We start from the raw sequence: 26,170 nt of genomic DNA, 5'->3' as shown, positions 1-26,170 counted from the left end.
AAAAAGGTGCAGCTTTGGGGCTGCACCTTTTAAGTTACTTATTAATAAAAGTTTAAGCCGAAATAGGCTCACCTTTTAAAGCTTTCAGCATGGTTTCGCCAATATTTGCCGGCGATTCTACCACGTAAATACCGCTTTCGCGCATAATTTTCATTTTAGCGGCGGCAGTATCATCGGCACCTCCAATAATAGCACCCGCGTGGCCCATACGGCGGCCTTTAGGAGCGGTTTGGCCGGCAATAAAACCAACAACAGGCTTTTTGTTACCCGTAGATTTAATGTATTCAGAAGCAACGGCTTCGTAGTTACCGCCAATTTCGCCAATCATTACAATGGCGTCGGTTTCGGGGTCGTTCATCAGCAATTCAACGGCATCTTTGGTGGGCGTGCCAATAATTGGGTCGCCGCCAATACCAATAGCCGTAGAAATACCTAAACCAGCTTTTACAATTTGGTCGGCAGCTTCGTAAGTTAATGTTCCGGATTTAGAAACAATGCCAATGCGGCCGGGTTCAAATACAAAGCCGGGCATAATACCTACTTTGGCTTCGCCGGGCGTAATTACACCTGGGCAGTTCGGGCCAATAAGGGTAACATCAAAGTTTTTGATATATTCTTTGGCAAAAATCATGTCTTTGGTCGGGATGCCTTCGGTAATGGCAACAATTACCTTAATGCCCGCGTCGGCCGCTTCCATAATGGCATCGGCAGCAAAAGCCGGCGGCACAAAAATAATAGATACATTGGCGCCGGTTTTTTGTACGGCTTCGGCTACAGTGTTAAAAACCGGCCGATCCAGGTGCGAAGAACCACCTTTGCCCGGGGTAACCCCACCTACCAGATTAGTACCGTATTCTATCATTTGCTGGGCATGAAAAGATCCCTCGGAGCCGGTAAAGCCCTGTACAATTACTTTTGAATCTTTATTTACTAAAACACTCATGTTTTCTTTTTTTAAGATGTCTGACGCACAATTAAAGTAAGTGTTGCAAAAATAGATTATTTTGCCTGCCAACCAAAAATAAAGTTTAAGTACCTGAACAGACAATTCCGGGGCAATACTTTTGTTTAAAGTTGCGGTGCCCGGATTTTATTAAAAGATTTTAGGTTAAAACAACTACTTTTGCCTTAATTTATAGTATACCGGCTTACGTATTTGCATAAGTACGTACCCGAAACAACAGAAAAGAAATACAACCTGAACAGAAATAATGTATTTAAATCATATTTCAGAAGCTATTGGTAATACGCCGCTGGCTAAGTTAAATAAAGTTACCGCTGGGGTTGAGGCTACCATTCTGGCTAAAGTAGAATATTTTAATCCGGGTAATTCGGTGAAAGACCGTATGGCCGTTAAAATGATTGAAGATGCCGAAAAAGCCGGTATTTTAAAGCCCGGTGGTACCATTATCGAAGGAACATCGGGCAATACCGGCATGGGCTTGGCTTTAGCTGCTTCGGCCAGGGGTTATAAATGTATATTTACGCTTACCGATAAGCAAAGCCCCGAAAAAATTAATATTTTAAAAGCTGTAGGCGCCGATGTAATTGTGTGCCCTACCAACGTAGCGCCGGAAGATCCGCAGTCTTATTATTCGGTGGCTAAACGCTTAAACCGCGAAATACCTAATTCTTTTTACCCCAACCAGTACGATAATTTATCGAACACGGCAGCGCACTACGCAACTACTGGTCCGGAAATTTGGGAGCAAACCGAGGGTAAGGTTACGCATTTTGCCTGCGGGGTAGGCACTGGCGGCACTATTTGCGGTATTTCTAAATATTTAAAAGAGCAAAACCCGGCTATAAAATCTATCGGCCTCGATACTTACGGCTCGGTTTTCAAAAAATATAAAGAGACTGGTATTTTCGACAAAAACGAAATATATCCTTACAAAACCGAAGGCATTGGCGAAGATATTCTGCCTAAAAACGTAGACTTTGACCTGATTGACTTATTTATTAAGGTTACCGATAAAGATGGCGCTTTAATGACGCGGCGGTTAGCCAAAGAAGAAGGTTTGTTTGTGGGTTGGTCTTGCGGCACGGCCGTACACGGCGCCCTGGAATATGCCAAAGAAAACTTAACCAAAGACGATGTGCTGGTAATATTGCTGCCTGACCACGGCACCCGTTATCTGGCCAAAATTTACAACGATGATTGGATGCGGGCCGAAGGCTATATTGAATAACTAAAACAACCCGAAGAAACGTAACGGTCTGGTAGTTTATACCAGGCCGTTATTTTTTTTGGCCTTTAAAACATTAAGCAATATAATTTGTTTATTAGTGTTAGAATCTGATTTAATAAAAATATTAGCTTTAATTTAAGGTTAAGAGAAGCTTTCTGGTTGAGGCCGGCAACAGCTTTATTCAGGCTTATAAGGGCCAATTTTTAACAAAAAGTCAATATTAAATTATTACGGGTAAAAAGATAAAATATAGGCCATTAGCGTGCAACTTACAACCTTTAAAGCCGGTAACTACATTGTGTTGGGCAGTGCTGATAACAGCACCAGGATTGATTGAAGTAAAGCCGAGAAAAATAAGTACTTAGTCTTGGTTCTTGCTCAAATTGCTGAAAGCAGCGAGATTTGTTATTTAAGCAAATTCTGGAAAATACAGGCGGCTGGAGGTAATTATTAAATTTAGAGTAGGCATAAATATTATTTCCTTCAGCAGAAGGGCGAAAGATTATCATGAAAAAATTAAGGAGTATTTTATTAGTAGACGATAACGATACCAGTAACTTTCTGAACGAACGATTGCTGCGACGCATGGCCGTAACTGATAAAATAAAAGTATTAAGCAACGGTAAAACTGCTTTCGAATACCTGGAAAATTTAAGCCAGGCAAATGGCGGCACTTCCGAAACCAAGCCGGAGCTTATTTTACTGGATATAAATATGCCCGTAATAGATGGTTTCGAATTTTTGGAATTGTATAACCAATTTGATGAACAGTTCCGGAGCGATATTCTGGTGGCTATTTTATCAACGTCTAACCACCCGCAGGATACCAGCCGGGCCAGCGATTTTAATGCGTATTATATTACCAAACCCTTAACCATTGAAAAAGTAGAAACGCTGCTTTCTATGCATTATGCCAATGCCGAATAAGTATGCTTAAATAATCTGGTAATTATTGGCTGAAAATCCTGGAGTTAAACCCTAGAAACCGAAAGAGTTTTTTCAGAAAGTAAAATTAAACAGCACCCCGGTTTTAATAATAATATTAATTATTAAAGCTATACCGGCCAGGAACAAGCCAACCCCAATTAACAAATCAATAGCCGGTATATTTACATCATCTCTTTTAAAATATTGACCTAAAGCAGCACCAATGGCGAAAGCCGTCATTAAGGGTACGCTTTTGTTCCAATCTACATGCCCCAGCCAGAAATGCGTACAAAGCCCGGTAAAACTGGTTACTGTTAAAACAAAAAGCGAGGTAGAGGTAGCAATGCGGGTAGGCATGTTAAATACTTTAATCATAGCCGGGGTTTGTAAAAAGCCGCCGCCAATACCAAATAAACCAGCTACTGTGCCGGTTATTAAGCCAAATAATGCCACTACGCCGCCGTTAATGCGGTAAGCCAAGTGCTTGTGGTGGTTTTTCCGGATAAAAGAAGTAGGCATGTGGGTTACGCGGTACATCACCCCCGTTTTCCGGTTTAGTTTTGCTTTCTGCTTGGGGGTGCCGAGTATTAAGAAGCTTATAATAATTACAAAAAAAGCAAAGATAAACTGCAACTCTACTACCGGCAGAAAAGCCACCAGAAAAGCCCCCACTACGGTGCCGGCCATTGCCGGAAACTGGATGAGGGAGGCGACTACATAATCAATATTTTTTTCGCGGTAATTAAAAAAAGAAGCAATTAAGGATGCCGGAAGCATGGCCGACATGGTGGTACCTATGGCAATTTCAATAGGAAAATGAAAGAATAAAATCAGAATGGGTACCATAAATACCCCGCCGCCAAACCCGACTACCGTACCAAAAGTACTTACCAGCAATCCCACCAGCATCATAATCAAGGTTTCGGTCAGCATAAGTTACGGGCAACGGCGGTTAGGCGTTTATGCGCTAAAATTTAGCAACGCTTCTATTCTGAAATATATAGCTACTACTGTATACTTACTCAAAGTAGCCAAAAGTGTTTTGAATTACTTACTTTAGACTAATTTTTGTGCTTTTTAGTGAGTATTCATACAAGGTTGCTTTTAGCCGAAATATTTATTCCGGCACAAACAACGAGGTGAATTTGAACTGATTGCCATCGAAAAGGCCTTTGTCGCTTAGCTTAAGGGCCGGAATTACGAGTAAGGCCATAAAAGAAAGCGTCATAAACGGCGATTGCAAGGTACTACCCATTTTTTTTGCTAAACCGTCTAGTTCCGAGTAAGCTTTGGCAACCTCGTAACCATCCGCATCAGACATAATACCGGCTACCGCCAAAGGCAATATTTTTTCGAATTCATTACCCACTGCAGCAATCCCGCCTTTAGCGCTAATAATTAAGTTTACTGCCCGGCAAATGCTTTCGTCATCTACGCCCACTACAATAATATTATGCGAGTCGTGGGCCACCGAGGAAGCGATGGCACCTTCTTTTAAGCCTACATTCCGGATAAAAGCCAACGCAGGTTCAGTGTTTTGGTACCGGTTAACCACCGCTATTTTCAGCACATCTTCGGCCACGTTGGCTATTGCTGCACCAATTTGTATAGTAGCCTTAACCCGGGTTCCTTTGGTTATTAATTGTCCGTCGGCTGCTTCTATTACGTTTAAATAGGCGGCATTTGCTGGGGCCGGTACCCGGAACTGACTTAGGGTTTTAAGCTGTGTATTAAAATTATTCACGATTTCGCTGGCGGTGTACGGAATAGTTGTACGGCCATTTTCGGCTACCAGAAAACCATTAATATAGGTTTGCAGCACATTAAAGTCGCTCAGGTTATCTACCACAATAAAATCGGCCGGATCGTTCTGTTGTAAAAGGCCTACTTCCAGGTCGTAATGTTGCACCGGGTTTACGCAGGCGGCTTGCAATATTTTAAACAAATCAATCTCTTTGGCTAAAGCTCTTTTTACCAGCGTATTTATATGGCCTTCCACCAGGTTGTCGGGGTGTTTATCATCAGAGCAAAACATCATCCGGTCCGGGTAGTCGGGCAACAAACCAATTAAAGCTTCAAAATTGCGGGCGGCGCTGCCTTCTCTAATCAATATTTTCATGCCGTAGGCCAGCTTGTCTAAGGCTTCTTCGGCAGTAAAACATTCGTGATCGGTGCTAATGCCGGCCGCAATATATTGCCGCGCCTGCTCGCCGCGCAAACCGGGCGCGTGCCCATCTACCTGCTTGCCAAATTTTTGCGCTAAGGTAATTTTCTGCACAACCGTTGCATCCTGGTGCAGCACCCCGGGCCAGTTCATCATTTCGGCCAAATATTTAATCTCGCTCCGCTGAAATAATTCTTCTATGTCGTCGGGCGTGATTTCGGCACCGGCTGTTTCGAAAGAAGTAGCCGGTACACACGACGGTGCTCCAAAATAAAACTTAAAAGGTACTTTAGCCCCGTTCTGAATCATGTATTCTACGCCTTTTAGCCCCAGTACATTGCCAATTTCGTGCGGATCAGAAACCGTAGCTACCGTGCCGTGTACCACGGCTAGCCGGGCAAATTCGGAGGGCACCAGCATTGAGCTTTCGATGTGGACGTGGGCATCAATAAAGCCCGGTAAAATATATTGCTGTGCCGTAACCGGGCCCGGGGTTATTTTATGAATTTTGCCGTTTACCACCTCCAGCGTGCCTTCTATAATTTGGTGGTGCAAAACATCTACTATTTTTCCGCTAATGCTAAAGTCTTTCGGGTAAGTTGGCATGTGGCTTAAATGCTGGGTTTGGGTAATTACATACGTTTGTAAAAACAAAATAAACTATAATTTTAAACAAATAGCCATACGGGTTCTTCCAAAATCCGGAGTGTACCAAATGCTTTTACAGAAATATTATAGAATTGCAAATGTGATTTCAGCTAAGAATGTTAGTTGCACTTGGGCGTAGGTTCCGTAATTTTACGCTAGAATAAAATATTGAAAGATTTTATAAATATTAATGCAAGCGGAAATTAACCTGCCACCTAATAGCAAATTCCTGGCAGAACCTTTACCTTTTAAAAAGCTTAAACTAAAATATGGCTGGCAGGAGCGGGTAATATTTTTCGACCCAGGTGGAATTTACGAGCAGGTACAAATTAATCCTTACCGGCGCATTCAGGCCCATTTAGCTTTCCCGGATATGTTTCCGGACCGCAAAGATGGGCTTTGTTCTTGTGGCTGCGGAGCCGTACTTGCGGGCCGGCGCAGACGGTGGGCTACTAACGATTGTACTAAATTTGCTACAGCCGTTTGGGCCATTATTGATGGGCAGGTTGGTACGTTTGAATATTACGTGGCCAAGTACCAGGGCCGGAAATGTACCGTTTGCCGGGCTCGTCGCGATTTAAAAGTAGACCACATAATACCCGTAAAATACGGCGGTGGCGGCTGCTGGCTCTCTAATTTTCAGATGCTTTGCCATAATTGCCACGTTGCCAAAACCAACAAAGATTTCGGCTGGTAACAAAAACAAATTAGCACCGAAGCTCTGGTGCCAGTTAATTAACAGAATAGGGCAGCAATGCACGTTAAGTACTTTATTCGGCGGCTTACTGCTAAATAAACAATAATAGTTAATCTCTTTTCGTATTTTTGAGGCATTGATTACGTATGGACAGAAAACAGGCAAAGAGCTGAGGACTTACTATTTAGCGGTTTATTTAAACTTTTAAAATTTAGGTTCGTTTTTCTGGCAGCTATACTTAAATGCAGTACTGGTTCAGGTTCTGTTTTAAAATAGTTTTTAAATGATGTTAAAAAAAATAGGGTGGGGTTTTATGCTCTTGTTGTTTTTAGGTGGCAGCTCGGCCGAAATGGCCTGCAACCGGAAAGCATCGCTGACTAAAAAAACCATGGCTTATAAAAAGAAGATGCGGAAAGGAAAAGCAATGCCTTGTCCGTGCAACGAAAAATAATTCAGATTAACCAGCAGCTTTTTATATGAAAAAGATTGTAGTAGCTATTGACGGATATTCGTCGTGTGGAAAAAGTACTACTGCGAAAATAGTAGCCAAAGAGCTGCATTACGCATACATAGATACCGGCGCTATGTACCGGGCGGTTACCCTTTATTTTCTCGAACATTATATTGATTTAACCAATCCTAAAAAAATAAACCAGGCTTTATCCGATATTCACATTACTTTCGAACGGAACGCCAAAACTCAACGCAACGAAGTTTTTCTGAACGGCTTAAACGTAGAAGACGAAATCCGGAAAATGTATATCTCCAATAAAGTAAGCGAGGTAAGTGTTATTCCGGAAGTGCGCCATTGTTTGGTAAAGCAGCAGCAGAAAATGGCTAAGAAAAGAGGCGTGGTAATGGATGGTCGCGATATTGGTACTACCGTTTTTCCGGATGCCGAAGTGAAAGTGTTTATGACCGCCGAAGTGTATACCCGGGCCAAACGGCGTCAGGATGAGTTGCTGGACAAAGGCGAGCTGGTGCCGATAGACGAAATTGTTCAGAATTTACAGAAACGCGACCTAATTGACTCAACCCGGAAAGAAAGTCCGTTGGTGCAAGCTCCCGATGCCAGGTTACTCGATACCACTTTTATTACCATAGATGAGCAAGTTGATTTTGTTTTGGAAATGGTTGCATCGCAAATATTTCAGCGGGAATTATCCGAAACGAATTAATCTTATATAAATAGTAAACCAATATTTTACCCGAACCTGGCTTAATTATTGACTATTTCTTTCTGGTTTAAAATAATGCAGCAGCTTCGTAATACAGAAAATGACCATAACCATAGATAAAAATTCGGGATATTGCTTCGGCGTTGAATTTGCCATTCAGATGGCGGAAGACGAAATGGCAAACGTTCCGGAATTATATTGCCTAGGCGATATTGTGCACAACAGCATGGAGGTAAACCGGCTATATAAGAAAGGTTTGCGCATAATAGACCGGGATCAGTTAAAAGAATTACACGATTGCAAAGTGCTGATACGGGCGCACGGCGAACCACCCGAAACCTACCAGTTAGCCTTAAAAAATAATATTGAACTGATTGATGCCTCGTGCCCGGTAGTATTAAAACTGCAAAACCGGGTTAAGCACGCCTACGACGACATGCGGGCGCAGAACGGGCAAATAGTTATTTACGGTCAGCAGGGCCACGCCGAAGTAATTGGCATTGCCGGGCAAACCCACGACGAAGCCATTATTGTTACCACCGAAGCCGATCTAGACAAAATAGATTTTACCCGCCCGGTTACTCTTTTCAGCCAGACCACCAAAAGCACCAAAGGTTTTTACAATATTAAAGCCCAGATAGAAGAACGCATTGCGCAGGCTAAAGGCGATTTAACCGAGTTTGATGCCAACGACAGTATTTGCCGCCAGGTATCTAACCGCGAACCACAGCTCAATAAATTTGCTACTGAGCACGATGTTATTGTGTTTGTGAGCGGCAAAAAAAGTTCTAACGGCAAGGCCCTATACAGTGTGTGCCAGCAGGTAAATTCCCGGAGTTATTTTGTGGAGAACGAGGATGAACTGGACCCAGCCTGGTTTCAGGGTTACCAATCGGTAGGAATTTGCGGCGCTACTTCTACGCCCATGTGGCTCATGCAGCAGGTAGCCGATAGCATCCAGGCGCTGGAGCAGCCGGTGCTTGAGCCTGTAAAATAATTATGGGCCGGGCCAAGGGTGTTAAAAAACGCTCCTCCAAACAGATGAAACGATTCTTCCGATATTTCCTGAATGGGCTCCTGATTATGGCTCCCATTGCGCTTACGATTTATATTATTCTGGCCATGCTTAACTGGCTGGATGATTTATTCGACCTGAATATTGCCGGTTACCACATTCCGGGCCTGGGTATTTTGGTCATGATTTTAATGCTCACGCTCATAGGCTTTATTGGAAGCTCGTTTCTGGTAAGGCCTTTTTTTATTATTACCGAGCGCATCTTCAATCGGGTGCCCATTGTTAGCATTATATACTCTTCTATAAAAGATTTATTCGATGCCTTTGTCGGCGATAACCAGAAGTTTAGCCGGCCGGTGTTGGTTAAAATGCAAGCCGAACCACTTTTGTACAGCGTAGGCTTTGTTACCCAGGATAGCCTCGTAGTCATCAACATGGACGATAACATGGCCGTCTACTTCCCGGACTCCTATAATTTTTCGGGTAAACTGTGGGTAGTACCTAAAGAAAACATTACTTTCCTGGAACTGCCCAGCAGCGAAGTAATGAAGTTTGTAGTTTCGGGTGGCGTGTCGAAGATATAGTATTTATATCCTAGTTAGCGGTAAACCATAAACTTAAGAATAAGTTTAGATGAGAAATAATATAGCTGCTCTTTTAACAATTCTACTATTAATCCCAACGCTTTCATTTGCTCACGGAGAAGAAGTTATCTATACATTGCTTATTGAAATAGTTTCAATTATTTGCTTTGTTATCGTACTCATTACAATAAACTTAAATCTAAAAGGAAAAGGATTATTAACTGCAATCTACATCCTGACGACTCTGATAATGTTTTTAATTATCAATAATTTGCCGTATAGGAAAAATATAGACATAATAAATTGGTCTTTAATGCTGGTTCCAGCATTAATCCTGACTTTATCATACTTGTATTTGAAGCCTAAATATTATAAGTGAAAAAAATACTTCACAAATAATAATTTTTATCAAAGGCAGTAAAACTAACTACCACCTTAATATTCCCGTATTGCTACCTCGGCCATCGGCCTGCTTAAAACTTATTACTTACCACTTATAACTCATTACTTAACCATTGCCAATCATTCAGCGGGAAAATGCGAAGCTACATTACCAGGTTTTTGGCCGGGGTAAGCACGTTGTATTTGCTTTTCACGGATACGGACAGGAGGGGAGCCATTTTCATGTGCTGGCCGATGCTTTAAAACCCGACTGCACCATTTACGCCTTCGATTTATTTTTTCATGCTAAAAGCAAGCTGCCCAAGTCTAAATGGCCTTTGCGTAAAGAATTTTTGTGTGCCATGATTCAGCAGTTGTTAGAGGAAGAAAATATTACCCGGTTCTCGGTAATGGCTTTTAGCATGGGTGGTAAATTTGCGCTTACGTTAATCGAAGGATTTCCGCAGTTGATAGAAAAAGTATTGCTGGTAGCGCCCGATGGCATTAAAACAAATTTCTGGTACAGCATGGCTACGTATCCGGGTTGGCTGCAAGGCATGTTTAAACGTACCGTACTCCGGCCGGTACCTTTTTTCCGGTTTGTGAAATTGCTCGATAGGTATAATGTAGTAGATAAAGGGCTGCTGCGCTTTGCCAACTGGCACATGGAATCAACGCCCAAACGCTTGCGCATTTACAAAAGCTGGATGGGCTTTAGCCAGCTTACTTTCGATATTCGCGCCATTGTAAAATTACTTAACCAGCACAACACCAAAGTTTACCTGTTTCTGGGCGAGTTCGATAAAGTAATTCCGCAGCACAGCTTACAGATATTTATCAAAGCTTTACAAAATTGCGAGTTGGTGCTTCTGAAAACCGGCCATACCTTTTTGCTGCACGATGTAGCCGGTTACCTGCGCCGCCACCAAGAAGTTTTTCGTTAAATATTAACTTTTTTAAATTTTCTTCTGCGACTTAAGTTCTAGCTGCCGGAACAGGTAATAGCGGTTATTTAGTTTTATTGTTTCTAATAAAAGCTCAACCGATTGTTGCTGATTATTGGTTAAAAGTACGGTTAATGGTTGCAGAAAGGCATTTTTAGCCGAGCCTTTACCCAGCCGGGCTTCGCTTACGGCATACTCCGACCAGTTAATGGTTTGGCTAACACCTTGTTCTACCAGGGTTTGGTAATTACGCCGGAAGTTGTCCTGTAAATCGGTAGCCGTCCTATTTTCCAGGAAAGCTTTCATATCTTCCGAGCCTTTATTTTTTAACAGAACCATTTCTTTTTCGTCGAGTAAAAAGGCATTTAACCCACTGGTATTATTTTCCTGTATCGCTAATAACAAAGATTTTGCGAGCTCATCCGGGGTAGCTGCCCCACGGGCTAGTACGTTTATGGGGGAAGCATATTTATTATAATACGGAGCAGCATGGGAAGTATCTGGCAAGCCTGCCCGCAACAGAACAACCAGTAAGAGAACAGCGGAAAGCCAAAGTTTTTTCATAGTGCAGATAATTAAAGCGTGAATGGCAATCTGCTTAAAATCCAGATCTGCCAGATTATCATTTTACTATACGTAAATCCTGCGTAAGGCGGTGTTTGGCTAAAAGAAAAGGTTAAATAACCATAATAAAAGATTGAATAAATAATTCTTACATTCGGGCTCGCTCATGGACGAAGAAACAAAAAAATTAATTGGCCGGCGGGAAATGGTAAATTTCCCGGTTTTGCAGCTGTTCGAGGTAGAAGCCAAAATAGATACCGGGGCATATACCTCGGCTATCCATTGTTCTAACATTCAGGAAGCTACATTGGCCGATGGCAGCCGGGTAATCCGGTTTCAGTTGCTCGACCCCTCGCATCCGCAGTACAATAATAAATTATTTGAGTTTAAAGAATTTACCTTGCGCGATATTAAAAGTTCGTTCGGCGATGTACAGGAAAGATACGTTATCCGAACGCAGATTCAGTTGTACGAAGAAATAATTCAAACGGACTTTTCTTTATCGGATAGGCGCGATTTAAAATATCCGGTATTAATTGGGCGTTCGCTGCTGCAGAATAATTTTATTGTAGATGTTTCTAAAAAGAACGTAGCCCTGAAAAGAAAAAAGAAAGCTAATAAAAAGAAGAAAAAGAATAATTTATGAAAATAGCCATTCTGTCCCGTAATGCAAAGTTGTATTCTACCCGGCGTTTGGTAGAGGCGGCGCAGGCCCGCGGGCACGAGGTGGTGGTACTAGACCATCTTAAGTGCGATTTAATTATTGAAGCCGGGCAGCCGGCTATTATGTACAAAGGAAATTTATTAACGGGTATAGATGCGGTAATTCCCCGCATTGGGGCTTCGGTTACTTTTTACGGTACGGCCGTAGTGCGCCAGTTCGAAATGATGAAAGTAAAAAGTGCGGTCGGGTCGCAGGCCATAGTTCGCTCCAGAGATAAATTGCGTACCATGCAAAATTTATCTAGGGCGGGTTTAGGCATGCCTAAAACGGCTTTTACCAATTATTCTAAAGACAGCAAACAACTGGTAAACCAGGTAGGCGGCGCGCCGGTGGTAATTAAATTACTCGAAGGAACACAAGGTTTGGGCGTGGTGCTGGCCGAAACCGAAAAAGCGGCTGAATCGGTAATTGAAGCGTTTCATAACCTGAAGGCCCGTATTATTGTGCAGGAATTTATTTCGGAATCGAAGGGAGCCGATATACGGGCGTTTATTGTGAACGGCGAAGTAGTAGGCGCCATGAAAAGGCAGGGCAAAGAAGGCGAGTTCCGGTCTAACTTACACCGGGGCGGCACGGGCACGCTCATAAAACTTTCGCGGGCCGAGAAAGCCGCCGCTTTACTTGCCGCCAAAACCCTGGACCTGGCAATTGCCGGCGTAGATATGCTGCAATCTAAACGCGGACCCTTAATTCTGGAAGTAAACTCTTCGCCGGGCCTGGAAGGTATCGAAAAATCTACCAACCTCGATATTGCGAGTAAAATAATTCAGTATACCGAAGCACTGGTGTTAAAGAAAAAAGCTAAGCAAAAACAACGCGAATAAATGCCGCAGGTAATTACCATTAACAAGCAGGAAATTGGTTTAGGCCAGCAGGTGTTAATTCGCCTGAATATTTCGCGACTGCCCAGCGGTACAGTTATTGATATTCCGGTGCATGTTTTCCGGGGAGCTGAAGACGGCCCGGTTTTATTGCTGATGGCCGGCATGCACGGCGACGAAGTTAACGGCATTGAGATTGTGCGCCGGATGCTACGCCGGAAAATGCTGCGGCCGGAGCGCGGCACCATTATAGCCATACCGGTTCTTAATATTTACGGCTTTTTAAATTTTTCAAGAGAAGTACCCGATGGCAAGGATGTGAACCGGAGTTTTCCGGGAAATGAGCAAGGTTCTTTGGCCAGCCGCGTGGCCCATAAGTTTGTGAAAGAAATATTACCTTGGGTTGATTACGGTCTTGATTTTCATACGGGTGGCGCCAGCCGGGCCAATTATCCGCAGGTGCGGTGTTTACTAGCTAACACCAAAGCCGCCAAGCTGGCCGATGCGTTTGGCGCACCTTTTATTATTAACGCAAGTCTCCGGCCCAGTTCGTTGCGCAAAGAAGCCTCTAAATACGGTAAAAATATTATTGTTTTTGAAGCCGGGGAATCGTTGCGGTTTGATGAAACTGGTATTCAGGAAGGCATAGACGGCACCGCCAGGATTTTGAGTTATTTACAGATGCAAAAAAGTACGGCGGCGCCGGCGAAACCGGCCATTATTTGCCAGAAAACTTCCTGGGTGCGGGCCAAAGTAGCGGGCTTGTTCTGGTGCCAGATTGCTTTAGGCGAATTTATTCAAAAGAACCAAATTATTGGCAGCATTGCCGATCCGTACGGGTTAATGTCTGTGCGGATAAAAGCACCTAAAGCCGGTTATGTAATTGGGTTAAACCGGATGCCGGTGGTAAACCAGGGCGATGCCTTGCTGCATCTGGGAATACTTTAAAATAACGCAGTACGAATTTATATTAGTAGTTTTTAGATTTTTCGAACCACTTATTTTCCAGGGCTTTACGAATGGCATCTACCTTATTGGAAACGTGCATTTTACTGTAAATATTTTTTACGTGGGTTTGCACCGTATATTCGCTTAAATACAAGCAAGTAGAAATATGCTGGTACGTTAGGCCCTGCGATAGCATCTGTAATATTTCCAGCTCTCGTTTGCTCAGGTTAGGCGTATCCTGAATTTGGGCTTTACGGGTAGCGGCCACCATTAGCGATTGCCGCACAAATTCCAGGGTTTTTTTTGCAATAGGCGGCGACATATAAGCTTTTCCTTCCATAGCCCCCTGAATAGCCGAAACCAGGGCAGCGGCCGTTTCTTCTTTTAATAAATACCCGCTGGCGCCGGCCTGAATGGCATTAAAAACCCGGTCGTCATCGTCGAAAACGCTGAGCATTAAAATATGCAGATTAGGATATTTTTCTTTGGCAATTATAGTAGCTTCAATGCCGTTCATCACGTCCATGGCTACATCCATCAGCACTACTTCGGGCATCTTATCCGGCGGCAAAGCAGGTAAAGCTTCCACAAATTGCTTGCCGTGCGTACAAACCAATACAATCTCTAAATCCGGGTAACCAGATAAACGCTGGATTAAGTTTTTCCGCAGCAACAAATTATCTTCAACAATAGCCAGTCGGGGCATGCGTAATTTTAAGTAAAGTTTAAACCAAGTTTTTATTTTTAAATTAATCTGTTGTGAAGCCCTAAAGCTCGAAATAATGAAAGTTGGCTGGTTCGCAGCAGATTTACTTAATTTATTTTTTCTAATATAATCTTTAAATCCGGGTTATAAGTTACTTCAGCAAAACATCATTTATTTATATTCTATTTATAGGTGTATGTACAACATTTGTTGCACCCTAAAATGTTCGCTTTTTTACAGATCTACTTTTAATTTTATGCGGGTACCCTTGCCTTTAGCCGAAATAATAGAAAACTGCGCTGGTATTTCGTTGGCTCTTTCCTGCATGTTCAGCAATCCGTAACTATCCAGATGGGTGTTACCGGTATCAAAGCCTATGCCGTTATCGGCAATGGTAATGTCGAGCGACTTGGGGGCATTTACATTAAAAGTAATTTTAATGGTATCGGCTAAACTGTGGTTAAAAACGTTGTTAATGGCTTCCTGTACAATGCGGTAAAGATTTAAGGCCTGCAACGGCGATAGCTTTATTTCCTGGTCGCCATCAACCTTTATTTCGTGCTTAAAATTAGATTTATAGCGGGTGAGCTGCCAGATTAGCTTTTGCACTTTGGTTACCAACTCGCCAATGCTAATATTTTCCTGCCTAATGGCCCAAATGGTTTCGCGGAGCTGGTTAATGGTTTGCTTGGTAAATTCGCGCAGGTGATTGGTTTTAGTACTGGTTAAAACCTCGTTGGTAGCTGGGGTATCGTCGAGCGAGTTAATAATATAGGCCAATTGCGAACCTACATTGTCGTGCAGATCGCGGGCAATTCGCTCCCGTTCGTGCTGTAGCCGCTGTTCGGTTTCCATTTTGCGTAATTGCTGCCGGTACTGAAAAGCCGTTACATAGCGTACCAGGCCCACTATTAGTAAAGTTATCAAGCATAGCACCAAGCCAACAAACCACCAGGTATGCCAGAAAGGCGGCGTAATGCTAAACCGGAAACTGGCAGTTTCGCTCCACTTACTATTTATTTTTCTGGCCCGTACTTCAAAAATGTGGTTACCGGTACTCAGCGACGAAAAGTCTACATAATTATTTTTAGTTTCTATCCAGCCCGCTTTGTCATCTTTAAGCCGGTACTGATAAGTAATATTTTTTGGGTCCTGAAACGTAATGGCTATAAACTTAATAAAGAGCTGGTTGTCGTCGTAAGAGAGGTTAACTTTGCGGTTTAGGTTTAACGTTTCGGTCTTGGTGCTAACCTGGCTTATTTGCACCATAGGCGGTTTCGATTCTATTCTTTTTAAATTATTGCTGTTATTTAATATACTCAGCCCTAAAGGGGTAGCAATATAAATTTTTTCGGCATCTACGTAAATATCATTTATTTCATTGCTGATAATACCATCCGAAACTGTTAATAATTCTGGTTTTCTGTTGCTTTTGTAATTAATGTGGCAAATACCATTATTAGTAGCAACCCAGATAATACTATCTTTCACAAACACTTTTTTGCAAATATTATCGGGCAGGCCATGTTGCCGGGTTATGCGCCTGATTATTTTATTGTTTTTAAAAAGTATAATACCGTAGCCATGGGTTGCCAGTACTAATATTTTATCGGGGGTTTGGGTAATTTGGGTAATGCGTTGGGTAAGTAAGGTATCTAGCCGGCCATAGGAAGTAATCTGGTTTTTTTTGTAACTGTGCAGCCCCCGCACATTGGCGAACCACAAAGTACTATCTGCCTGATCCAGAAAATGCGTAAAAGTTCTTACCCGCGGGAAATCGGGTATGGTTTCGGATTGAAAATGCCCTTGGTTTAGGTTTTCTTTTGATATTTTCTGAATGCCGGAAGAATATACATAATAAATATCCTTGTCTGCTGCCTGGCCTACAACCTTAGCCGGGTAATCGTACCCCACCGAACTGCGAATGACGGCTTTTTTATAATTTTTATTTTTGAGGAAAACAATGGTGCCTTTATCGGTAGCACACCAAATATTACGGGCTTTATCTTCCATCATTTGGTTTACCCGGTTGTAAATATCTTTCTGGTAATTAGCATCTAGTTTCGTAATGCCATTGGGTTTTAGCACATTTATAATGCCTTTTTCCATACCCAGCCAAATATTGTTATCACTATCTTTGGTTATCGAATATATTTTGTTGGAAGATAAACCCTGGGCAGTGGTTAACGAAACTACCTTTAAATAATTAGCCGGTAACATATAGGTGCCTTCGCCGATGGTGGTAAACCAGATATTGTCTTCGTTGTCGTGCAACGCCCCGGTAATAATGGAGCCGGGCAAATATTGCTTGTAAGATTTAGGGTAATTAAATAAATCAGCGAATAAGTAAGTGCCGGTACCCAGTGTATTTATCCATAAATTGTTGTGTTTATCCAGCAGTAAATAGCTTAACAAATCGGTAGCTGGCAGGTAGCGGGCCGGGATCATTAATTGCTGCTCGCCATTCTGCATGTGTACAATGCCTTCGGCTGCTAAAAATAAAATACCACCACCGGAGGTATAAGCATAACTCTTGCTTTTAGAAAGGCTAAAAGGGTATTTGAGCAGCATTTGTTTATCGCCGGCTATCTGATAAAACCCACTTCTGGATACTATTATTAAGCCATCCTGCGCATCTTCGTAAAAAAAGCATTCACGCCCCTGTAGTTTATTGCCCAAATCGAGCCGGGTAACTTTATTTTGCGGCGATATTTTAATACAAATATTATCGAGGGCTAAAAACCAGATATTGTGCTGTTTGTCTTCGTAAAAAGAAGTAAAAGCCGAGTTGATGCTGGTTTTACGAATCAGTTCGTCGTTGCCGGCGTTGTAAAATTTGCCATTTAAATAATAGCTTAACTTCCCCGATAAGGTCAGAAACCAGATGCGGTTCTTTGAATCGGCGTGTATTTTTAGGACTTCGTTATCAGATAGGCCGTCGTCTACGGTAAAGTGTTTGTACTCGTTGCCATCGAACCGCAGTACACCCGACTCAGTAGCAAACCAGATAAAGCCTTGCGGACCCTGCAGGGAATGGTAAACGGTAGAATTAATAATGCCTTGATCGGTAAGGGAATTTTGAAAATTAAGCTGTTGGGCCAATTGGGCCAGGCAAAAAAATGGTAAGAAAATAAACAGGGTAATAAGGTAGCTTTTCTGTCGCACAACTGCTTAAAATATAAAAACGCACACTAAATATAAAAAAGAAAGTTGGTAGTGCAAATTTATCTTTACAAAAGATAATAGCTTTTGGCGTTCTATTTTTGAGGGCTAAAGAATGAAGTTGCCGGTTTTTATTTAGTGCCAGAAATTTCAAAAGCCGGATTAAAGTGGTCCAGGTTATAAATATCGGCCCGAAACTGCACCAACCCTTTGTCGTTTACCCAACTGGTAAAATAACCAATTTTAATGGGCAGCGGCTTGGGCAGGTAAACAATCTTTTCTGCGCGACTTTCTTTAAATTCTAGTGGTTTGGGTAGTTTTTGTTGCCAGTTTTGGTTAAGCAGGTAAGCCGCCAGCATTTCGGGGTTTTGTACCCGAACGCACCCGTGGCTGTAATGGCGTACTTCCTGGTTAAATAAATCTTTATCCGGAGTGTCGTGCAGGTAAATCTGGTAAGCGTTATCAAAAATAAACTTAATACGGCCCAGGGCATTGTCTTTGCCGGGGGCTTGTATTATCATAAGAGAATCGCGCTCCGGGTTGGCGGTTTGCCAGTTTATACTCCTAACCGAAACCGGATATTTTTTACCTTGCTTAATTTTGTACACGCGCATCTGGTTATGGGCCAGGTAATATGGGTCTTTCTTAAGTACCGGTATAATTTCTTTCCGGATGATGCTGGCCGGAATATTCCAGGTTGGGTTTAAAACCAGGTAAGCAAGTTTGCTGGTGAGCAAGGCCGTTTGCCGGCCGGTTTGCGGTTGCCCCACAATTACGCGGGTTTGCCATACCAATTGGTAATTGCCATCGAGTAACTTTAAGGTAAAATCCGGAATATTTAACAGTACCCGCTGAGCAGTAAGGGCTATGGTATCGGCCTGCCAACGGCGCAAATTAAACTCTAGTTGCCGGATGCGCTGGGTTGGTGTAATATTCAGCGCTTCTATGGTTAATCTTCCTACTTTCCCATCGGGTTTTAGGCCGTGCCGCTCCTGAAATTTAATAACCGCCGCTAGTAAAGCATTATCATACAAAAGAAGCGAACTGGTATCGGGCTGGGGCAGGTCGTGGGTTAATAAAAGATTATGCCGGAGATTAGGAATGTGCGGACTACTGGTACCGGGAAGCAAAAAAATATCTGCCGGGAAGCTGGCCCAGGTGTTTTGCGCCGCCAATTGGCGGTAATGTTCCAGCGCTTGCAGTAAGCGCGGTACTTGCGGGTGAATCGTTTGCGCTATCGTCCAAAATGGCAAAACCAACCAACACCAACCCATTACTAGCGTTAATCGCCAAGTTCTGTTAAGCATTATTTTGTAGCTTTATGTCATTTGCTTGCTCTTAGTTTTAGTTAGTATCTAGTTGTTTGTGTGGAACTCTTGAGGTCTTGATATTTGTATAACGGCCTTAAAAATATTAAGTTAATATTTTAAAGCCAGTTGGGTTAACTGAGGGAAGGTTTAAAATGGGTTTTTCTGTTTCGAACAGAATCTGGTGTCATTAATGGCGTTATCACCAATGGCATGCAGGTTAAGCGCAGCAATGTATTGCCCGGGTGCTTTAGCCCCGGATTTAAGGGCCGATCAGGGGAAATATTCCGTACCTCTGACTAAAGTCAGGGGCAATGCAAAGGCAGGCGATTGAGGTAAGATGCATGTCGTAATTCTTTTCTCTTAGCCTAACGGCTATGGTGTTATCACCGCCAATTTTAATGCTACTGCCAAACTACTTGCTGGTGTCTCCGCAGCAAGAACAATGCATTCATGCATTTTTTAAATGCTAAAAAGCTTTAAGAATAAGCTTAGTAATGAATATTTACTTGTAAGACTGGAGGTAAACTTCTTTGGAAGTACGCTGCCCAACCAACCGGAAAAAGGAAATAACCTCTTTGGTATCTTTCTGTAGGGCTTTGGCAAAAGGATCTTTTTTACCCGAAGCGGCAAAATCTTTAATATATTGTTCCCGGATAACTGGTGCGGCCGGCAATATTTCGGCAGCTTTAATGGTAACCAGGCCGGTTTTTTCCCAAAGCTTGCGCCACCAATCTACCGAATGTATAAAATACCAGTAATCCTGAAAATCTTTGCGTAAAAAGGCCGGTACCTGGTGCAGGGTTTCAATTTCTTCTTTAAAGCAAACATCCGCAATAGCTATGTAACCGTCCGGTTTTAAAAAACGGCAAATATATGGCAGGTACTTTTCGTCGGTGCCAAAATAGGTGTAAGAATCAATCACGATTATGGCATCAAAAAAACCTTCGGCAAAAGGTAAACTGCGCGCATCGGCCTGCAACGGAAAAACTTGATTTTCACAATCAGCTTCAGTAATGCGGGCCAGGTTATCGGCGGGGGAGATGGCTTCGTCAACGGCCCAAACCTGCACCTTAAATTCTTTGGCTAAAAAAATAGAGCTAATGGCTTTGCCGCAGCCTAAATCCAAAACCCGCATACCGGCTTTTAAGGGCAGAATAGCCGTTAAACTCTCCAGGTTAAAAAGTACATTCTCACCCATGGAGTGCTGCGTAACCCATTTCTGGTCGTATTTGGTGGCTCTGGGGAATAATGATTTTAAACGTACCGGTGGGTAAGGGCTCATGCGTTTAGGTTTGGTAACCCAACAATACGCAGGTAATTAAAGGTGGTTATAAAATTATACTTGGTATAGATAGGAACAGTACTTGCCGGCAATCAATCAAAAAAAACAATCAATTCTAAACCATTTTAGACTTAGGCGAGGAAAGAAGATATTTTTTCTCTAATAATTAATTCCGATAAGTTGTGTTGTTTTTTATGTAAGGTTGAATTTGCGGGCTAAAGGTTCAGTAAAGAGGCTTCTTTCCGGATAGTTTCGGTATCGTGCATTTTAATGCCGGCACCGTCTTGCGTGGCGGCGTACAACATGGCTTTGGCTACATCTTCGGCTGCAATGGCTTTGTATTTCTTTAAAGGCCCTACCAACAGGAAGCCAACTGTTTTCATGAGCACTGCACCAATATTTTCACCAAAACGTTTTTGCTGGCGCGGACCCAGCAACAAGGAAGGCTGAAATATATGAACGCCTAAAAACGGCATAGGTTGAACGGTGTTTTCCATCTGGCCTTTTACCCGGCTGTAAAAAATAGGTGAGTTGGCGTTAGCTCCCAGTGAAGACACCACCAAAAACTGAGAAGCAAAATTAGCCGAAGTAATAGCCGCAAAATTAACCACGTAGGTATGATCTACCTGATAAAAATTTTCTTTAGAACCAGCCTCTTTAATGGTAGTACCCAGGCAGCAATAAATATCATCGGCAATCAGGCTGTGCTTATAGGTATCTAGTTTATTAAAATCTATTATTAACTGCCTAAGTTTAGGATGCTGCATGGGCAAGGCTTTCCGGCCAATGGCAATTACTTTATCGTACCGGTTGCTTTGTAATAACAAGCGCAGGCAATAACTGCCAACCAACCCGCTGGCTCCCGCAATCAGAGCCGTTTTTTGAGGCAAGGTCATATTATATTTTAAAATTTCTGATTATGAGGGTAAGCAACTTACTGTCTGCAATTTAGATGAATATTTAATTTTATATATAATATTTAATTTTACTTTTAAATATTTTTAGCAGCCGTATTGTGCTTATTTTAAAATAATAGAATCAGGGTTTAAGCTTACCCTGCCATTCCGGTAAAGGCTGCCTAAGGCTTTTTTAAAGGTTTTTTTACTCATACCCAATATTTCGTAAATAGCTTCGGGCGTGCTGTTATCCGATAAAGGTAGTTGGCCGCCGCCGGCTTTTAGCTTTTGCAGAATTTGTTCTGCGGCATCGGGCACTTCGGCGTAGCCACTGCGCTGCAGGCTTACATCAATTTTTTGGTCTTCTCTAATCTTGCGAATGTAGCCGGTAGTTTTATCGCCGAGGTGTAGTTGCCGGAAAACTTCGTTTTTATACAGAATGCCCTGGTAGCGGCTATTAATAATTACTTTAATACCCAAATCGGAAAAGCCGGCTACAAGTAAATCTACCTCCTCGCCCTCGCGCAAAGTTACGGGGTCTTTATCCAGGTATTTTTCGTACTTGGCGGTGGCTACAATCCGGTCCGAGTTCTCGTCGAGGTAAACATACACCACGTATTTGCGGCCTGCCTGCATTTTGTCGCGCTGGTTCTGAAACGGTACAAACAAATCTTTTTCGAGGCCCCAATCCAGAAAAGCGCCGTAATTACTTGTTTGTTTTACTTCCAGCGCCGCAAAATCGCCTACTTTGGCTTTGGGCTGCTGGGTGGTGGCAATAATGCGGTCTTCGGAATCGCGGTAAATAAAAACCCGTAATAAATCGCCTACCCGGTAATCTTCGGGTAAATATTTCTGGGGCAGCAATATTTCCCCATCCTCCGAATCGAGGTAAACACCAAAATCAACCTGCTTAATAATTTCCAGTTCGTTGTAATCGCCGAGGGCTACCATTTCTTTTTAATATTTTATGTACAAACCTACGGAAAGAAAAGAGAGTGAGATATACCTGGTTGGGTTTTAACTGTTATTTATTTATAAATAATGATTTTTTATCTAAATAAATCAATTCAAAGGGCTCATTTATAGCATGTTATTTTTAAATTATTTAAACCGAAACAGGCAACCGGAATTATAGCTTTCAAAAGTAAAAAAGTTTTTATGCCTGCAGAAAGCAGAATAAACCATTGCTGGGGCTAACCAAACTATAACTAACCCTTATTTATATTACCGCTTTTTGCGTAACGGCTTCTACCGGAATATTTTCGTGGGTTTTGCCCAGAATAAACCGGATGCCTTTGTTAAAACTGAAATAGCTCCAAATCCAGTTAAAAAGGACCACAAACCGGTTCCGGAAGCCCACAATAGAAATAAGGTGAATAAACATCCAGATTACCCAAGCCCGGAAGCCCTGCGTTCTTATTTCTTTATTAAATATTTTTAAATCGGCTACGGCGTGGTTGCGGCCAATAGTAGCCATAGCGCCTTGGTCGTGGTATTGGAAAGGCGTCAGTGATTTACCGGCTAATAAATTAATTATATTTTTGCCCAGCAACTTGCCCTGCTGTATAGCCGGTTGCGCCATCATGGGGTGGCCCTGCGGATTTTCGTCGGTAACCATGGCGGCTACATCGCCAAGGGCAAAAATATTCTCGTAGCCTATTACCCGGTTGTAAACATCTACCTGTAAACGGTTGCCTTTTAAAATGCTTTCGGGCTTAATACCCGCAATAGGAGCACCATTTACCCCGGCTGCCCAAATTAAGGTGCGGGTAATCAGGGTTTCGCCGGTATCTAACGTAACGGTATAGCCATCGTAAGACTGCACGCGACGGTTGAGCCAGATCTTAACGCCAAAATCTTCGAGGTACTGCTGGGCTTTGCGCGAAGCTTCTTCCGACATACCTTTCAACAGTTGCGGCCCGCTCTGAATTAAATGAATATCCATTTTAATAAAATCGAGCTCTTTGTAATCTTTCGGAAATACGTGTTTGCGCAATTCGCTTAAAGCACCGGCCAGCTCTACGCCGGTGGGGCCGCCACCTACAATTACGTAATCCATTAAACTGTTGAGTTGTTCTTCGTCGTCGATTTGCAGCGCTTTTTCAAAATTGCTGAGAACGGTGTTGCGCAGTTCCAGGGCATCGTCAATATTTTTCATGGCCAGAGCGGCTTTCTCCATTAGTTTATCGCCGAAATAATTGGTGGTGGCCCCGGTAGCCATTACCAGCAAGTCGTAGCGGAGCAACCCAATGGTGGTTTCTACCATTTGGGTGGTAGTATCTATGGCCTGCACCTCGGCCCAGCGAAAATAAAAATTAGGTTGCGCCTCAAATATTTGCCGGAACGGATGAATAATGGACTCGCCTTCGAGGCCGGCCGTAGCTACCTGGTACAGCAAAGGCTGAAACGTATGGAAATTTTGCTTATCAAGCAGTACTACTTGTACATCGGCATCTTTCAAGCTTTTTGCCAGTTCCAGGCCCCCAAACCCACCGCCTATAATTACTATTCGTTTTTTACCGTTGTCTTCTATTCGCGCGCAATTGGCCATGGTTCCCAATCTTTAAGGAAGTGTTTTATTCTAATTATTCCTTATATCTATATTTAACCGGATTGGTTGTATTGGGGGTAGGATAGTGGTGAAATTATATGGTGTTCGAAAGGCATAAACCTAAAAATTTAGCTAGATCTTGTTTGATTTACCGCGGTTATAATAGTTTGCAAAGATTCTTTAGTTTATAAATATTCTTTTCAGAATAACGAGAATCCTTTTTTCACCAGAAAGAATGAAGTTAAACAACTACCCATAAGCCCCGAAGTGGGCGTAATAACCCAGCGATGGGTGTAGCCCATCGAAAAAGGCAAACATATTTTATAAGCCCTTAATGGGCAGAATATTTAATATTGAGATGGCGTGAGTAGAGAAGGGATTTCGCCCTTTCAGGGCTTTTGAATATATTGGTTTGTTGCCCAGGACCCAGGGCTGCACCCTGGGCTAGGTTATTACGCCCCTTCAGGGCTTATGAAAAGGCCCGTTTCTTTTAACGATTGTAATTAATGGTGTTGCAAATAGAGAAGGAGGGAGGGTGCCTATGGGTTAAATATTCAGGAAATAAAAGTTATAAACTAACTACCTGAAATCCGGTACCAGCGGTTGGGTAAAGCGGAAATCGTTGAAATCGTAGTAAGGGCGGGTAGAATTAAAATTGCGGAGCGGGGCTGAGCCTTGCGGGTAGTAGCCCAATAATAACTGAATGGTGTTAAAAGCCATATACTCGTTCCGGAACCGGATGCCAAAACCATAACCCTGGTAAGGCAAGTGCTTAAACGGATTGCCTTTATCGGTTTGCGACAGCCAGGCCACATCGGCAAAAGAAACCAGCGCCAACCGGAAGCCCAGGAAAGAAATTGGCGTAAATAAACTACTTTCGTAATTAAGCACAACGCGTTTGGTACCCCGTTCGGGTGTGCGAAAACCCCGGATACCTTCCTGGCGATTAATGCTCAATAAATTTTCGCCGTATTTCCGGTTCAGGCCTATGCTGGTGCGGTTCCAGATAAAATGCCGCCATTGCCAGGTGCCCACCGAAAGCAATTTGGTAAAGTATAGTATTTCGCTCGCAAATTCGCCTTGTTCCCAACGCTTACCCCGCAGATAAGTGTCGTATTGCGCATCCAGGTATAAATAACCGAAGTTAGTCCGGTACTTGCCAAAAGCCATTTTAGCGCCAAAATAACGGCGGTCATAAAACTGCCCGGCTTCGTAGCCCGCCGACAAAGAAAATAAATTGCCGGCCGGAATATCTTCGGTGCGGCCGAAACCAAACAAATATTGCGACCGGTAATATTTCCGGAAACTGTAACCAATGCCGGCTATATACAAGGTGTTGTTTTGGTAATCCTGATTAGGCGAGTTGAGGTAATTGGTAGAAATAATACGGCCGGCCGTAATAATACGCGCTCTATTTTCGAACCCCAAGTCATACGATTTTAATTTGTGGGCTTTACCCAGCCAGTAATCCTGACGCATATATTCAATATTCATCCGCTGACGGGTATCAGCATCATTTTTAATATAAATGGGGTGCATGTAATAATTTACACTGGCTGCACCGGCGTATTTGGTATTGGCGGTATAAAAATCGCGGTATAAATTCAGGCCACGCTGCTGGTAGTTGGCTTCGTTGCGATAAAGTACTTGGGCCGAGGCAAACGTGTTGTAAATATTTTCGATGGTATAGCTGCCCGTATACATCCAGGTGCGCCGGGTGTTGCCGTTGTTAATTACTGAGTCTACACCAAACGTATACAGGTTCCGGAACTGGTGACCTAACCCCAGGAAATTAATATCGTTGAGGCCAATGCGCCCATAAGCCTGGCTTGGGTTTAACGCCACCGAACCGCTTAAGCTAAATACATCTTTGGTAATAACAATAATATCTACACTGTCCTGGGTCGTGGTTTTTTCGTTCACCAACACGCGGGCATCCAGAATATATTCTTTCTGGCGCAGTAAACGCTCCGATTCCGATAAATGCAGGGGCTCCAGAATGCCATTCGTTTTAAAAAGTAAGGTATTCCGGATGCGGCCCCGGTGGGTTTTAATGTGTACCGAATTGCCGGCTTTTTCCAGGAAATTACGCGGACGGCGGGTGGTATCCGAAATAGAATAGCCAAAACTGTTCAGGGTTTTATAATCAATGCGCCGGATTACTTTGTAGTTATGCTTTTCGGTAGGCGTGTTTAACAAGATGGGGCTGTTGTAATTAGTCGTAGCCTTTTTATCGAACCGGAGCAATGATTTGGTAACCCGACCCCAGAAAGTTTTTTTCTTCGATAATTGTTTCAGGTTTTCCAGAATTCTATCCGAAGTATTAGGCTTTAATACCGTATCCGGCAATGGCTTGCTTTTAACCGAATCGGCGACTATAACGGGATTTTGGGCCAGGGCAACAATGGGTAAACTACTTCCTGCTACCAGGAGGAGTAAAGCGAACAATAACCCTTTTAAAAAAATCATATTAACA

Annotated in this window: 22 protein-coding genes and 1 pseudogene; 11 read left to right on the top strand and 12 right to left on the bottom strand. The window is 42.8% G+C overall.

Features of this window, described 5'->3' with window-relative positions:
* Positions 1-52: 52 nt before the first annotated feature.
* Positions 53-943 (bottom strand): succinate--CoA ligase subunit alpha, encoded by an 891-nt coding sequence (gene sucD, locus F0145_RS06695; RefSeq protein ID WP_150087539.1) that lies wholly within the window; start codon positions 941-943, stop codon positions 53-55.
* A gap of 268 nt (positions 944-1,211) precedes the next feature.
* Between sucD and F0145_RS06690 the strand changes: the two are divergent.
* Together F0145_RS06690 and F0145_RS06685 are read left to right on the top strand one after the other, a co-directional pair.
* A pseudogene (locus F0145_RS06690) lies at positions 1,212-2,189 on the top strand (PLP-dependent cysteine synthase family protein); the annotation flags it as partial.
* 510 nt (positions 2,190-2,699) lie between these two features.
* Positions 2,700-3,119, top strand: coding sequence for a response regulator (locus tag F0145_RS06685; protein WP_150087537.1), 420 nt, complete (start codon positions 2,700-2,702; stop codon positions 3,117-3,119).
* Between the two features lie 72 nt (positions 3,120-3,191).
* Here the strand turns inward: F0145_RS06685 and F0145_RS06680 are convergent, their stop codons facing one another.
* Together F0145_RS06680 and ade are read right to left on the bottom strand one after the other, a co-directional pair.
* Positions 3,192-4,052, bottom strand: a complete 861-nt coding sequence (locus F0145_RS06680) for a sulfite exporter TauE/SafE family protein (RefSeq protein WP_150087536.1) — start codon at positions 4,050-4,052, stop codon at positions 3,192-3,194.
* A gap of 184 nt (positions 4,053-4,236) precedes the next feature.
* Entirely contained in the window at positions 4,237-5,889 is a 1,653-nt protein-coding gene (ade, locus tag F0145_RS06675) for an adenine deaminase (protein ID WP_150087591.1), read from the bottom strand.
* A gap of 232 nt (positions 5,890-6,121) precedes the next feature.
* Between ade and F0145_RS26505 the strand changes: the two genes are divergently transcribed.
* The 6 genes from F0145_RS26505 to F0145_RS06650 all read left to right on the top strand — a co-directional run bounded on the left by F0145_RS26505 (position 6,122) and on the right by F0145_RS06650 (position 10,730).
* A complete protein-coding gene (locus tag F0145_RS26505; protein WP_223815851.1) occupies positions 6,122-6,628 on the top strand; it encodes an HNH endonuclease in 507 nt (168 codons plus the stop codon).
* A gap of 283 nt (positions 6,629-6,911) precedes the next feature.
* Positions 6,912-7,079: a hypothetical protein gene (locus F0145_RS26120; RefSeq protein ID WP_190277481.1), complete on the top strand. Its 168-nt coding sequence runs from the start codon at positions 6,912-6,914 to the stop codon at positions 7,077-7,079.
* Between the two features lie 25 nt (positions 7,080-7,104).
* Entirely contained in the window at positions 7,105-7,806 is a 702-nt protein-coding gene (gene cmk, locus F0145_RS06665) for a (d)CMP kinase (RefSeq protein WP_150087535.1), read from the top strand.
* A 100-nt stretch (positions 7,807-7,906) separates the two neighbouring features.
* Entirely contained in the window at positions 7,907-8,803 is an 897-nt protein-coding gene (locus F0145_RS06660; RefSeq protein WP_150087534.1) for a 4-hydroxy-3-methylbut-2-enyl diphosphate reductase, read from the top strand.
* Between the two features lie 44 nt (positions 8,804-8,847).
* Positions 8,848-9,405, top strand: coding sequence for a DUF502 domain-containing protein (locus F0145_RS06655; RefSeq protein WP_150087533.1), 558 nt, complete (start codon positions 8,848-8,850; stop codon positions 9,403-9,405).
* A gap of 515 nt (positions 9,406-9,920) precedes the next feature.
* Positions 9,921-10,730, top strand: a complete 810-nt coding sequence (locus tag F0145_RS06650) for an alpha/beta fold hydrolase (RefSeq protein WP_150087532.1) — start codon at positions 9,921-9,923, stop codon at positions 10,728-10,730.
* 12 nt (positions 10,731-10,742) lie between these two features.
* Here F0145_RS06650 and F0145_RS06645 read toward each other — a convergent pair whose 3' ends face one another.
* Positions 10,743-11,294 carry a hypothetical protein gene (locus tag F0145_RS06645; RefSeq protein ID WP_150087531.1) on the bottom strand — a complete coding sequence of 184 codons (552 nt, stop codon included), beginning with the start codon at positions 11,292-11,294 and terminating at the stop codon, positions 10,743-10,745.
* 166 nt (positions 11,295-11,460) lie between these two features.
* On the opposite strand from F0145_RS06645, the gene F0145_RS06640 reads away from it, so the two are divergent.
* The 3 genes from F0145_RS06640 to F0145_RS06630 are packed head-to-tail and all read left to right on the top strand — an operon-like array spanning position 11,461 to position 13,787.
* Positions 11,461-11,940, top strand: coding sequence for an ATP-dependent zinc protease family protein (locus tag F0145_RS06640; RefSeq protein ID WP_150087530.1), 480 nt, complete (start codon positions 11,461-11,463; stop codon positions 11,938-11,940).
* Positions 11,937-12,842 (top strand): 30S ribosomal protein S6--L-glutamate ligase, encoded by a 906-nt coding sequence (gene rimK, locus F0145_RS06635; protein ID WP_150087529.1) that lies wholly within the window; start codon positions 11,937-11,939, stop codon positions 12,840-12,842. The genes F0145_RS06640 and rimK overlap by 4 nt, the downstream gene beginning before the upstream one ends.
* Positions 12,843-13,787: a succinylglutamate desuccinylase/aspartoacylase family protein gene (locus tag F0145_RS06630; protein WP_150087528.1), complete on the top strand. Its 945-nt coding sequence runs from the start codon at positions 12,843-12,845 to the stop codon at positions 13,785-13,787.
* A gap of 22 nt (positions 13,788-13,809) precedes the next feature.
* Here F0145_RS06630 and F0145_RS06625 read toward each other — a convergent pair whose 3' ends face one another.
* The 8 genes from F0145_RS06625 to F0145_RS06590 form a co-directional block, all read right to left on the bottom strand.
* Entirely contained in the window at positions 13,810-14,493 is a 684-nt protein-coding gene (locus F0145_RS06625; RefSeq protein WP_150087527.1) for a LuxR C-terminal-related transcriptional regulator, read from the bottom strand.
* Between the two features lie 234 nt (positions 14,494-14,727).
* Positions 14,728-17,658 (bottom strand): ligand-binding sensor domain-containing protein, encoded by a 2,931-nt coding sequence (locus F0145_RS06620; RefSeq protein WP_150087526.1) that lies wholly within the window; start codon positions 17,656-17,658, stop codon positions 14,728-14,730.
* A gap of 128 nt (positions 17,659-17,786) precedes the next feature.
* A complete protein-coding gene (locus F0145_RS06615) occupies positions 17,787-18,962 on the bottom strand; it encodes a L,D-transpeptidase family protein (RefSeq protein ID WP_150087525.1) in 1,176 nt (391 codons plus the stop codon).
* A gap of 505 nt (positions 18,963-19,467) precedes the next feature.
* Positions 19,468-20,247: an SAM-dependent methyltransferase gene (locus tag F0145_RS06610; protein WP_150087524.1), complete on the bottom strand. Its 780-nt coding sequence runs from the start codon at positions 20,245-20,247 to the stop codon at positions 19,468-19,470.
* A 215-nt stretch (positions 20,248-20,462) separates the two neighbouring features.
* Positions 20,463-21,143 (bottom strand): oxidoreductase, encoded by a 681-nt coding sequence (locus F0145_RS06605; protein ID WP_150087523.1) that lies wholly within the window; start codon positions 21,141-21,143, stop codon positions 20,463-20,465.
* 123 nt (positions 21,144-21,266) lie between these two features.
* Positions 21,267-22,094 (bottom strand): CvfB family protein, encoded by an 828-nt coding sequence (locus F0145_RS06600; protein WP_150087522.1) that lies wholly within the window; start codon positions 22,092-22,094, stop codon positions 21,267-21,269.
* A 268-nt stretch (positions 22,095-22,362) separates the two neighbouring features.
* On the bottom strand, positions 22,363-23,694 hold the full coding sequence (locus F0145_RS06595) for an NAD(P)/FAD-dependent oxidoreductase (protein WP_150087521.1): 1,332 nt from the start codon (positions 23,692-23,694) through the stop codon (positions 22,363-22,365).
* 579 nt (positions 23,695-24,273) lie between these two features.
* Positions 24,274-26,163, bottom strand: a complete 1,890-nt coding sequence (locus F0145_RS06590; protein WP_150087520.1) for a BamA/TamA family outer membrane protein — start codon at positions 26,161-26,163, stop codon at positions 24,274-24,276.
* Positions 26,164-26,170 lie beyond the last annotated feature (7 nt).

Origin of the sequence: Adhaeribacter rhizoryzae (assembly GCF_008629685.1) — a bacterium.
Taxonomy (GTDB): domain Bacteria; phylum Bacteroidota; class Bacteroidia; order Cytophagales; family Hymenobacteraceae; genus Adhaeribacter; species Adhaeribacter rhizoryzae.
This window is presented reverse-complemented; position numbering and strand designations above follow the sequence as displayed.